Here is an 11,427-nt window from a genome sequence, read left to right on the forward strand (position 1 = left end):
GCGCCGGCGCCGGCGCCGACGCCACATTCGGCCTACAGCCCCGGTCACAGCCAAAACAAACGGCCTTCTTCACCGTAGCCTCGGGGCAGTAGCATCCGCGAGTGCGAACCATCGAGACGCTGGTGCCGGACGCAGGGCAGGCGGACACCGCCCGCCTGCGTGAACTTGATGCCGGCGAACTCGCTCGGTACGTGGCCGATCCGACGTACCCGTGGTGGCGGCGCAGGCCTTGCGCGCTCGCGCTGGCCGCGCGGGTGCCGGAGCGGTATGTCGCCGATTTGATCGCACGCGTCTGTGATCCGTGCGACGTGGCCGAGGTCCGTATCGCGCTTCTCGACCTCCTCGCGGGGCGGGCGGAGCTTCTGCCCTGGCTGAAGCACGAGGACCGGCGGCACGAGCGCTCGTACGGCATGCCCGAGGCGATCCTCAAGGCACGCGGCATGCTCGGCGACCTCTTGGCCGCACGTGAGTTGGCGACGCTCGCGGCCTCTCCGTGGCCGAGTTGGCGGGCGGTCGGCGAGGCCGGATTGGACGCGCTGGTCACGCGTTACGGGTTGGAGGTGGTCGTGGTCGACCTCGGCGACGCGCGGCCCGAGGACCGCGCCTTCCACGTCCGGATGCGGCATCGCACCGGAGCGGATGTGACCGAGGCACTGGCGGACCCCGATCGTGGCGTCGCGCACCTGACCCAGTCGCTCCTGTCGGATCCGCACCGACTTCGCGGCTACCTGGACGAGGCACCGACGACCGAGGCGAAGCTCTGGACCGCGTACGCGCTGCACCGCCTCACCGGCGACGCGGCTGAGACCCGGGCGGTATACGACACCCTGGGGCGCCCCCGGGTCGAGGTGGCTGGTCTGGACGAGGAACTTCGCAGCGCGATCCTGCATGAGTACGCGAGCGGCTGCGAACGGCAGAGCGATCCCCGGTGGCGCGTCGAAGCCCTCTGCACCGAGCCGCCCACGCGCCCCGACCAGGACGAGCAACTCTTCCGGGCGACAGGCGTGCTGACCGCGGCGGGCCTCGCGCCGAAGCCCCCTGTCTCCTGTGGCGAGCACAACCGGCAGGGCGATGGGACCTACCACGTGATCGAGTTCGGTGAGAGCGAGCTGTTCATCAGTACCCTCGGGCGGTTCGCCACCGCCGACGAGGACGACCTCACCGCCCGCCGAGCCCTCGAATCGGCCGGTTTCCGCTGGATCGACGGGACCACCGGCGCGATCCGAGTCACCGACCTCTGCGTCTACTACTTCGGCGGGCGTGAACCGGTCAGCGTCGACACCCTGCTGTTCTACTGGCAGGACTAGGAATTCTCCCGAGAACGCCACCGGCAGCGCGCTCAACCGCCCGTCGGGCTTCGCGGTCCGCCCGGCCGAAGACCGACGGTTTCCCGCGGCGGAGTCGGCGATGACCGGATACGTCAGACGGACGGGGGGCCACTGGACCCGCGCTGACGCGGTCGCGACCGTCGCCACCGCCGAGGACCCTGCTCGGCCGACGGGAAGACCTGCCGTGACACCATCGAACCGGCACGGCGACGGGATCGCACAGAGAATCCCGTGCGGCCGGTCCATCAACTCTCCGGGACCTCACCGGCGGTGGCGGGCAATCCATGCGAACGCGAGGCTGTCCAGGAGGTGCGGGGCGTTCGCCAGCCGCTCGCAGATCACGAGCTTTTCGGGCCGACCGGTCAGGGCGTACCGGCCGTGTACGGCGGGCACGTGCAGGTCACCATCGGGGCCGGCAGCGACCTGCCCGAGCGCCGGCTCACCCCTCAACCCGAACCTGTCATCACGGTGCTGTTGCCGCGTCGACTGCTCCTGAAGGGCACGCAGCTGGGCACGCGCCATGTCCAAACCTCGATAAGTTAACCAGTTGAACCGTGAGGCTCGTCGCGCTGTAAGTGTGCGGCAATCTTTCACCGCACATTGGAGAGAAGAACGTTGCTCACAGCAGTTTTCCGCGGCCATGAAGGATTTATTGTGGTGGGCTTACTGCTCACCATTATCGGTGGGTGGATCGCCTACCGCATGGCACGCCCCCGAAGCCGGCGACCGGTTACGTATGCCTGCTGGATATCTTCTGCAGTCAGTCTGGTGGCCCTGACCATGTGGACGACGGGAGGAGAAACGGGAATTTCCGAATGTGTAGTCAACGGAGACGTCATGGAGCCGTTCCGGACAATTCAAGGCAGGCTCAATGCTGGAATGTTCGTTCCCTTCGGACTGTTCGGAGTAATGGCAACCCGGCGCCCCGCAGTGACGCTGGGCCTCGGTCTCCTGCTTTCTGCGGGAATTGAGACCGTGCAGGGAACTGCTTCAATCGTCGGGCGACTCTGCGACACCTCCGATCTGGTGGCGAACTCCGCCGGGTTGGCCGTAGGAGTGCTGATTGGTGCTGCTCTCAATGGATTGGACAAGGATCAGCAGCCTCTTTCGAGCCGCAGTGCGCGAGGCGCAATGGTCGCAGTAGGTCTTGGTGCAGTTGTCCTTGGCGGAGCATGGGGACTGTTTGTTTCACCGAGAGTGGTGGAACGCACGGTGAGCGATATAGGTGCGTCGCAGGCTCAGGAAGAAGCTATTGCTTCTGCCGTGCGACACGCATTTGGGAACGAGTACGCCGTTAGTTCGGTGAAGTTCACACCCGGCGGAGATGGCCAGGCAGGGACCATTATGGCTTCCCTCGCTAGAACTGGGAGCGGAGGCGACGGGGCGGCAGAGCTGAAGTGGCCAGGAAAGGACGAGTTTAATGTCAACCTGATCCGGAGCAGCGTGGAGGAAGGTCATGGATACTCGATAGATGGAATACCGGTGAAGGCGGATGCGAAGGAAGACGCCGAACGTATAGCAACGAAGTACGCCGAGCGCCACGCATCATGGGGTCTGGATAATTCTGAAATCTCGGTCGAGCCGGTTGATCAAGACCAGGATTTTGGTTGGATGGTGAGCTGGCGCAGGTGGAATGGGAAGGTTCTTCTCCCGATGAGGCTTGACGTTTTGATTGAGCCCAGTGGAAAACTTACGGATCTGATGACGAGGAACATCCCTGACCCCGAATTGCCTCCTGTGAAACGCTCCGAAAAGGAGGCCTGGAATTCTCTGGAGGAACACTTCTCGCTGAAGGGTGAAAAATCCAAGAGGATGGATCCCGTACTTCTTGCTCAGCAGAGAGATGGCTCATGGCGGGTAAACTGGCTTCTTGCACTGAAGACCGAAATGAAATACTATTCGGCGACTGTTGATGCTACGACGGGGAGAATGTACACGCCGGAGGAAAGACCTGTGAATAGCGTCGGCGGATAGGTGAGCGGCGGTGTACCGTCCCACTGTCGCCGGTCCGGGTCGGCGACGTGCTGCGAAACGGTTCCTCGCAGATGAGACCCGAGATCCAAGCATTCGTTCACGCCGGCCCGCTTCCTGACGGGGATGCCGGCGAAGAGGAGATCGACAGGCGCGTGGAACAACTCCACGCGATTTGCGGGCCGGTGACGGCGGAGGAGGCCAAGGCGCTGGTCCCTTGCTTTGGTCCGGACGACTGCTACGGCGCCGCCTGGACACTTCTGCACCTCATCGAGACAGGACCGAACCCCGTACTGACGACTCAGCCGGACCCGGATGGCAACGAGTGGCATCACCGGCTCTACAACCGGGCGGTGTTCGGAGGTCTCATCCCGACGACTTGACGAGTTGGCACCGTGCGGTGTCTCTGGGCTACTTACGCTCGCTGGTCCGCCTCTGGGTGTGAGGTGCGGGGACGACAGGCGAAGGGGCGCGACCGGCACGGCGCAGCCGAAGTTCAACGAGCAGATGGAGGAGAGCGCCGACACGGTGGCGTTCGGCATCGGCCAAATCCTGGCCGGCCGCGCCCTGGTGCGGGCGTACTGCTCGAAGTGCTCGGCGAAGTACGGACGAACGTGGCTCGGCTCTCGCTGTCCCACGCGTTGGAGTAACCCGCCTTTCGACGTGGTCGTGCCCGACATGCCGGGCCACGCCGACGCTGCCGCGTTCAGGCTTCCTTGTCAGCGAACCTGGTCGCTCTTCGGCCCGATGCCTTTGATCCTGGTCGGCGTTCCGTCCGGGGCGAACGAGTGGTGGAAGGTGAAGGCGTGCGGTACGGAGCCGTGGTCGTGGAGGTGTTCCAGCCTGGAAACTCCGTCCTGCCAGGTGGGTATCACGCCGTCGGAGACCCACCAGAACACGTAATTCGGGTGTTCTGTCCTCTCGAACCAGTCGTAACGCCTGTTCAGCGCCTCACGGTGCAGACCGGTGTAGATGGCGTCGAAGGCGGGGCGCAGGTCGGTCCAGAGTGAGAGGGTCGCGGCCAGGGCGGTGGTTTCCACCGTATGGCCCTTGCCGTACCAGGTCGGTACGGCGAACTCTCCCCATGCACCCCAGTCCAAGTCGAAGAGTGTGCCCCGGTCGCCGTCTGCCGCTTCAGCACGCGCGAGGTATCCGGGGTGCCGGCTGATCTTCCGGTAGACGGCCTCGCCGCTGTCGTGGAATTCGCGCGTGAGAGGTGCGGGATCGGCGAGAGGTGACTTCAGGACGCCGAATGTGTACAGCGCAAGATGGGGCATGCGTCTCTCCCTGGTTTGGGGTACCTGGTGTGGACCCGGTTCGGTGGCTTACGCACGGGGGCGAGGATTCGTGGGGCGTGGCCAACTCATCCCGTCGCGGGTGGCTCAGCCTGAAGGAACTCCTGCGCGACCGTGGGCGATCGCCGAAGACCAGGTGAAGGTAGCTGCCTCTGCGGGCCATGTCGAAGTTGCGTTTTCCCTGTCCAAGTGGCCTCTTGCACCGCTCATTGAGGGGGCTGGGGGCCGGGGGCGGTGACGGGCGGGGCAGGCTGCGGCGTAGCGGTGATCCACTTCGGCCGATCGGTTCGCCCGCCATGCCCGTCCGCACCCCCTGTCCGACAGCCCCGAGTGCCGCCGAACGCGTGTGGTTGAAGAAAATGGCCTACGGCCACAGACCGAGCACCGGCTGTGGTGCGTGCACAGGTGGTGCCGCACGCCGCACGTGGACGCTTCAGCGCATGCGTCGCCCGGGAGACGGGGCTGCATGTGGACACCGTGCGCCGCTGGTGTGGCCGGTTCACCCAGGCGGGGCCTGCCGGGGGGCAGAGACCGTCAACGCCGGGGCCGTCCCGCCTCGTTCGCACCGCGCCAGGCCGTCGAGGTCAAGGCGCTGGCCTTGCCGGCTGCCTGCCGAGAGTGAAGTCCGCTCTCACGCCGGTCGTGCCCGGAACTGGCCCGCGAGGCCGCCCGGCGGGGCATCGTCCCGTTCATGAACCCGGCTAACCAGGTTATGAGCCAGGAACCCTGCGCAAGCGCCAAGCGCGTGTTCTGGATCGTCGACAACGGCTCCTCCCGTCGCGGTCAGAAGGCAGCCGGCCGGCTCACCGCGACGTTCCCGAACACGGTCGTGGCCCACACCCCCGTGCACGCCTCCTGGCTCGGCCAGCGCAAGGCCCTCCCGCCCAACGACTTCACCGACCTCACCGAGTCAGGGACCGGCTCCGGGCCTTCGAAGACCGCTACAACGCCACGGCACAGCCGTTCCAGCGGAGGTTCACCACCTCCGACCTGGACGATCTGCTGGCCAGGCTCGACCGGCACACCGTCGATCGCCACGAAGAATCCTCTGTCGCACCGGCAGCGTGAACAACCTCCGAAGGATTTACGATGCCGACCACCAAGGCTCAGGCTCGGAGTCGCGTGCGCCCGCCTCCTCATGCGGTGAGAAGGCGGGCGGCATGGTGGGCGGGAAAGAAGGGGTGGGGTGGTTTCCGGCTCGGTTTCGGGGTTCTTCGGGCTGTTTCTACGCGCCCTGGATATCGATGATCTTGCCTCCGGGGGTGGGGACGGTGTAACGGACCTTCGTCGGGTCGCTGCCGCGCCAATACTGGGTGACGATCACCGTGGTCGTGCGGGGGTTGCTTGCTTCGAGCGAGACGGACCGGTCCCGCGGGATGTTCTGGGCGCGGAAGACGGGGTCGGCGGAGTGTTCCTCGGCCCATGCGTCGAGCCGCGCGTTGAGTCGGGCGGTGAGGAATTTGTTGCGGACCTCGCGCGGGTTCGTGTTGGGGCTGGTGCCCTCGACCGCGCTCTTGTACTGGTCGAAGAACGCGGTGACGGTCCGCACCGCGCCGCTGTGGGCCGCGTTTACGGGTGCCGTTGCCGAGGGGGTGCTCGCCTGAGTGGGCAGGGCGGCGGGCGCCGCTGCGGCGGCGGTGGTCCCGGCGTAGAGAGCGAGGGTCGCCGTGGGGGCGAGGATGAGTGCGGTGATGGGGGTGAGCTTGCCCATGGTGGCCTTTCCGGGGAACCGAAGGTCGGTGTCCCGTGGCAGGGTTTCCCGAGTCCGGTGTCCTGGATGCCCCCGCAGTCTGCGTGAACGTTCCTTTGCGGCCGATATGCCCCGTAACGGCGGAGCGCAGGCCGGGGCACGGACGGGGCGCATCCACCACCGGGATCTGCGCCCGTTCCGAGGCTCGGACGAGGGCGGGCTCCGGCTCACCACCACCGGCCGGGAGTGTGGACCAGTCGGGGAGTCGTTTTGGCTCCAGGCCGCTGCTCTCGCAATCGGTCGTCCTGCTGGTCAGGCCGTTGACGGTGCGTCGACCGGCGGCCAGGTCGGCGACGAACCAGCGTTGCCGGAAGGCGGCTGCCTACCGGTCGGTGGCCCCACGAGCGGGGAGAGAAGCGGCCCTGTGGCGTAGCGGCGCAGCGGTGTACAGAACAACTGGGACTGGGACAGAGTCGTAGTCGTGCGTGGCCGCGGCGGACGGATCGACGGTGTCTCGCGTGCGGACGTCTCGGTGCCGGTGGCGGCGACGGCGACGGGAATGGCGACGGGAATGGCGCCCAGGGCGCGGGCGACTCAAGCAGGCGCCTGGAGCGGTCACGGGTGCTCGGCTACGGTCCGGAAGTCCTGCTCTCTGGTCCAGGCCGCAACGTGGAAGTCCCATCGCCGGTCGGCACGCTGGAGCATGGCCGCCGCAGGGTGTATTGTCCCCTCGCCAACATTCCAGGGGGGACAGATGAGACGGTGGTCGAATGAAGGCCCGGACGGTCCGCATCCGATGACCCCGGCTCTGCGGGTGGAGATCAGATCAGATCTCGGCCAAGCGCGGGGACGGATGATCTGGGGGATCGTGCTGGCCGCCCTGGGTGCCGCGATGGCCATCTGGACGTTCCGCAGTGGTAACGGACAGATCGTCATCCTCGGCGGCGGCCTCGCCCTGGGCCTCGTGGTGTTTCTGAGCGGCTACACCTGGGACATGCGCATACGGCGGTATCTGAGCAGGCACGGCGTCCCGATCGAAGCCGTGAAAGACCCGCGCCGCTGATCGCGAGGAGGCCCGGTGCTCCTGTCTCGGACACCAGCCGGGGAGTGCTGCGGGGCGGGCGCGAAATCGCCCAGTGCTCCCGTCAGGCGGAAGTGAAACTCGGGGCGCTCTTTGGGCGTGGGTGCTCAGCCGTGGTACGGCCAGCGCGAAACCGTGTCGAAGAGCGCCCACGGTGTGATCAAGACCAGTCCCGGCCGTCCCCGCACCGACAGAACGATCAGCACGCAGGCCACCGTCGTGGCTGTCCTTCCTCAGTGGTTCGGTCCAGGCTGTCCGGCCTCCTTGCGACTCAGCCCGTACCGGAGGGAATGGTACGGGCTGAGCAGGCAACTGGCAGACTGGGAAGATCAGTTGGCGGCAACCGTCTGACGGCGGCGGGCTGTACGACGCTTCAGCGCTCGCCGCTCGTCCTCGGACAGCCCTCCCCAGACACCCTCGTTCTGCCCGGCCTCCAGTGCCCACCGAAGGCACTGCTCCATGACCGGGCAGCGGCGGCAGACGGCCTTGGCTTCCTCGATCTGGAGGAGGGCCGGACCCGTATTGCCAACAGGGAAGAACAGCTCGGGATCTTCCTCCCGGCAGATCGCGTTGTGACGCCAGTCCATGACAAGTCCTCCGTTCATTTGTTCGCGTTGATCGATCGTGTTGATCGCGGCCGCTCTACGGGGCCGTCTTCTCGCGTCTGCCCCGTAGAGCGGCAGATCCGCACTCCAATCGGAAACGGAGGGCCCACGCGGGAGCATGGTCAGGGCCGGGGCGACGCGGGCAAGCGGCGCAGGCACTTTTTCGACTTCCGTGCCTGCCGCGAACTCAACCGTGAGCGACGACACCCCTGACTCGATCACCTCTCCGCGTAGGTTCAGAGAAAGTCGACGCATGAACCCAGCAGACGATCACGCGGACGCAGTCGTTCTGAGCGTCGATGAATACGACGCGGTACGTGCAGCCATCACCGCCGTCGCTCGCCCCCGGGCCGGCGGACAGCGGCCCACACTCAACTCTCTGCTGGAACAGTGGAGCGACATGGCCGCGGAGCTGGAACAGGAAGGCTACTCGGACTGCGCACCCGAGTTCCACAACAGCATCTGGTGCCGAAGCGCCCTCGCGAGGATCTGGCCGCTGCTGCCTCCGCGCGTCCGGTCGATCAGACAGCCAGAGCTCGACCGCATCGACGAGCGATATCGCCGGGCCACGGTTCCCTGGCCTCGCCGACCCGAGGACGGGGCTGGGTGGTGGGCCCGGCGGGTTCCCCGTCGCCTAGGCCCTGTCCGGTCGATCTTCGTGGATCAGCCCGGGGCGGCTGGTGCGGTACATCGCAAGGCGGAGGATCGCCCGTGTACTGGACGTACTCGGGCGACTCCGACAACGCGGCGAGGTGCCGTGCCAGGCGTTCCGGGCCCGCGAAGATCGGCCGGACAGGGCCTGGAGGCCGAGGCCTCGGAGCACTGCGGGGGAGACTGGCCCTTGGGCTGGGAAACAACACCATTTCCCAGGCCGGCGGCCGTCCAGATCATCACCTGGGGGTGACCTTGCTCGAATAAGGCCGGATCAACGGAATTGGGATCTGTTGCGAAAGTTGATCACGGTTGTGGATGATCATGCCTCGTGGGGCGTCGCGATCTGACGGCCGGTCAGCGGGCCCGGCTTGTGGGGGACGCCAAGGGCCTGATCACTTGGGATGTCAGTACGGATTCCCACGGTTGCCCAGGCCCGCTGCCACGCAGCCGGAGCCCGTAAAGAGGGGCACGGCAGAAAGAGTCGGCCTGAACCCCCGCGCTGCGCTCTCAGGTGAGGATGCGGCCGAGGAATCCGTGGATGTAGCCGCTGATGGCGTCGAGATGTGTTTCCAGGGCGAAGTGGCCTGCGGGCAGGAGGTGGATTTCCGCGTCCGGGAGGTCGCGGGAGAAGGCGCGGGCGCCGTCCGGTCCGAAGATCTCGTCCCGCTCGCCCCAGACCGCGAGGGTGGGCACCTGGCTGGTGCGGAAGTACTCCTGGAGCTGGGGGTAGCCGTCGATGTTGCTCGGGTAGTTCCGGAAGAGCGCCAGCTGGACCTCGTCGTTGCCGGGCCGGTCCAGCAGGGCCTGGTCGTGCCGCCAGTTGTCCGGGCTGACCAGACTGGTGTCCTCGGCTCCGTTCTCGTACTGCCAGCGGGTGGTCTCGGGGCTGAATTTCGCTCGTGCGCCGCGTTCGGTGTCCGGTCCCGGAGAGGAGGCGTAGGCGAACAGGTCGTCCCAGAAGGGCTGGGCGAAGCCTTCCATGTAGGCGTTGCCGCTCTGTGTGATGATCGCGGTGATGTCGTAGGCGGGGTTGAGGGCCAGTCGCCAGCCGATGGGGGCTCCGTAGTCGTGGACGTAGATCGAGAAGCGGCTGATCCCCAGCTTGTCGAGCAGGCCGGCGGTGATCTTGGCCAGGTTGTCGAAGGTGTACGCGAACTCATCGGGCTTGGGCATGGACGACTCGCCGTATCCGATGTGATCGGTGGCGATCACGTGATAGCGGTCGGCGAGTGCGGGGATGAGGTGGCGGAACATATGGGAACTGCTGGGGAATCCGTGCAGGAGCAGGATGACCGGCGCGTCGGCGGGGCCGGCTTCACGGTAGAACACCTGCTGGCCGCCGATTGTCGCCGTGCGGTGGTGGGTGGGGGGCATGTCGACCTCCGGGGAATTCCCCGAGCGAATGGTGCTTCCGCGTGGTGCTTCCACGTGACACCCGGGCAGGCGGAGGGGCCGAGCCGCTGAGGCTCCGCAATGCCCTCCAGGCCGCGGGCCCGGACTGCCACACCCCAACGCTAGACACAACACCGGGCAGTGGCCACTCAGGACAGCGACCTCCCGCACTGCTGGCTCTACCTACGCTGAGCTGGGGTCTTCCGCTTTCTGGACCGCCGTCACACTGACGACTCGCCGTCTCACACAAGGTGAAAGACCCTGAATCGACCGCACGTCTCCAGGCACCGCACATCGCTGGTGGATCGAGTGCCGTCCCGTCCGGGAGACGCCGCAGCCGCTCCATCTGCTGCCACTCGCTGTTGATCCGTTGCCACCTCACTGTTGCCACCCGCCGAAGCGCCGACCCGTCCGATCGGCTGACCACCTGTCGGACAGCCCGCCTTCGGGCAGCCCGCCTTATGAAGCCCGAGGTCAGGCGTCCGCGCGGGCGCCGCGTGTGGCGCCCGCCGATGCGGCCACCACACACAGCACCGCGATCCACTGCGACCAGTGCAGCGACTCCTGGAGCACGATGAGGCCGATGAGGGCCGCCATCGCCGGTTCGAGGCTCATCAGGACGCCGAACACGCGCGGTGGGATCCTGCGCAGTGCTTCCAGATCCAGCGAGTACGGGATCACCGACGACAACAGTGCCACGCCGAGCCCCGCGACCAGGACCCACGGCTGAATCAGCGCCGTTCCGCTGTCGGCCACGCCGAATGGCACAGCCACGAGTGCCGCGACGGCCATTCCCAGAGCCAGACCATTGCCTTCCGTGGTGTGGCGGCCCAGTGCCGCGCCGACCAGGATGTACAGGCCCCAGCACGTTCCTGCGGCGAGGGCGAACAGAAAACCGACAAGGTTGAGGTCGCCGCGTCCCTCCAGCAGCAGGACCACACCGCCTGCCGCGAGCACGGCCCAGAAAGCGTCCAGCCATCGTCTCGACCCGGCCAGGGCCACTGTCAGCGGCCCCAGGAACTCGATGGTCACCGCGATCCCCAGCGGGAGCCGGGCCAGCGCCTCGTAGAAGCACAGGTTCATCGAGCCGAGAATCACGCCGTAGCTGAGCACTACTGTCCACGTGCGACGATCCATGCGCAGGGACGGCCGCCACAACAGCATCAGCACCGCTGCCGCGAAGAACAGTCGTAACGCGACTGTCCCGAAGCTGCCCACCGCGCTGAACAGGCTTTTGGCCAACGCCGAGCCCACCTGAACGCTGACGATGCCGAGCAGTACCAGTGCAGTTGGCGGGATCGCGCCGAAGGTACGTCCGGTCAGCGTGGTCAGCGCGGCCAGTGCTTTCAGGGAGAAGCGGGGGGACGGGCCGGGTTCATTCCTGTCGATGTTCATGATGGCCACGGGTGGA

The 11,427-nt window shown here is 66.5% G+C and carries 11 protein-coding genes; 5 read left to right on the forward strand and 6 right to left on the reverse strand.

Features of this window, described 5'->3' with window-relative positions; genetic code table 11:
* Nucleotides 1-101 precede the first annotated feature (101 nt).
* On the forward strand, nucleotides 102-1,307 hold the full coding sequence (locus ACWGDX_RS11370; protein WP_453624465.1) for a hypothetical protein: 1,206 nt from the start codon (nucleotides 102-104) through the stop codon (nucleotides 1,305-1,307).
* Nucleotides 1,308-1,589: 282 nt separating this feature from the next.
* On the opposite strand, the gene ACWGDX_RS11375 is transcribed toward ACWGDX_RS11370, so the two are convergent.
* A complete protein-coding gene (locus ACWGDX_RS11375; RefSeq protein WP_453624467.1) occupies nucleotides 1,590-1,850 on the reverse strand; it encodes a hypothetical protein in 261 nt (86 codons plus the stop codon).
* A gap of 246 nt (nucleotides 1,851-2,096) precedes the next feature.
* Between ACWGDX_RS11375 and ACWGDX_RS11380 the strand changes: the two genes are divergently transcribed.
* The gene (locus tag ACWGDX_RS11380; RefSeq protein ID WP_453624469.1) at nucleotides 2,097-3,302 is read left to right on the forward strand and encodes a VanZ family protein; all 1,206 of its coding nucleotides are present in this window, start codon (nucleotides 2,097-2,099) and stop codon (nucleotides 3,300-3,302) included.
* Nucleotides 3,303-3,373: 71 nt separating this feature from the next.
* Nucleotides 3,374-3,682: a hypothetical protein gene (locus ACWGDX_RS11385; RefSeq protein WP_453624471.1), complete on the forward strand. Its 309-nt coding sequence runs from the start codon at nucleotides 3,374-3,376 to the stop codon at nucleotides 3,680-3,682.
* Between the two features lie 336 nt (nucleotides 3,683-4,018).
* Here ACWGDX_RS11385 and ACWGDX_RS11390 read toward each other — a convergent pair whose 3' ends face one another.
* Nucleotides 4,019-4,576: a DUF3291 domain-containing protein gene (locus ACWGDX_RS11390; RefSeq protein ID WP_453624473.1), complete on the reverse strand. Its 558-nt coding sequence runs from the start codon at nucleotides 4,574-4,576 to the stop codon at nucleotides 4,019-4,021.
* A gap of 426 nt (nucleotides 4,577-5,002) precedes the next feature.
* On the opposite strand from ACWGDX_RS11390, the gene ACWGDX_RS11395 reads away from it, so the two are divergent.
* Nucleotides 5,003-5,299 (forward strand): hypothetical protein, encoded by a 297-nt coding sequence (locus ACWGDX_RS11395; protein WP_453624598.1) that lies wholly within the window; start codon nucleotides 5,003-5,005, stop codon nucleotides 5,297-5,299.
* 520 nt (nucleotides 5,300-5,819) lie between these two features.
* Here ACWGDX_RS11395 and ACWGDX_RS11400 read toward each other — a convergent pair.
* Nucleotides 5,820-6,305 carry a hypothetical protein gene (locus ACWGDX_RS11400; protein WP_453624475.1) on the reverse strand — a complete coding sequence of 162 codons (486 nt, stop codon included), beginning with the start codon at nucleotides 6,303-6,305 and terminating at the stop codon, nucleotides 5,820-5,822.
* A gap of 775 nt (nucleotides 6,306-7,080) precedes the next feature.
* On the opposite strand from ACWGDX_RS11400, the gene ACWGDX_RS11405 reads away from it, so the two are divergent.
* Nucleotides 7,081-7,347: a hypothetical protein gene (locus ACWGDX_RS11405; protein ID WP_453624477.1), complete on the forward strand. Its 267-nt coding sequence runs from the start codon at nucleotides 7,081-7,083 to the stop codon at nucleotides 7,345-7,347.
* Nucleotides 7,348-7,694: 347 nt separating this feature from the next.
* On the opposite strand, the gene ACWGDX_RS11410 is transcribed toward ACWGDX_RS11405, so the two are convergent.
* The 3 genes from ACWGDX_RS11410 to ACWGDX_RS11420 form a co-directional block, all read right to left on the reverse strand.
* Nucleotides 7,695-7,952: a WhiB family transcriptional regulator gene (locus tag ACWGDX_RS11410; RefSeq protein ID WP_382853628.1), complete on the reverse strand. Its 258-nt coding sequence runs from the start codon at nucleotides 7,950-7,952 to the stop codon at nucleotides 7,695-7,697.
* A gap of 1,179 nt (nucleotides 7,953-9,131) precedes the next feature.
* Nucleotides 9,132-9,998 carry an alpha/beta fold hydrolase gene (locus ACWGDX_RS11415; protein ID WP_453624479.1) on the reverse strand — a complete coding sequence of 289 codons (867 nt, stop codon included), beginning with the start codon at nucleotides 9,996-9,998 and terminating at the stop codon, nucleotides 9,132-9,134.
* A gap of 492 nt (nucleotides 9,999-10,490) precedes the next feature.
* Nucleotides 10,491-11,411, reverse strand: a complete 921-nt coding sequence (locus ACWGDX_RS11420; protein ID WP_453624599.1) for an EamA family transporter — start codon at nucleotides 11,409-11,411, stop codon at nucleotides 10,491-10,493.
* Nucleotides 11,412-11,427: the final 16 nt, after the last annotated feature.

The organism is Streptomyces sp. NPDC055025, from assembly GCF_053608565.1.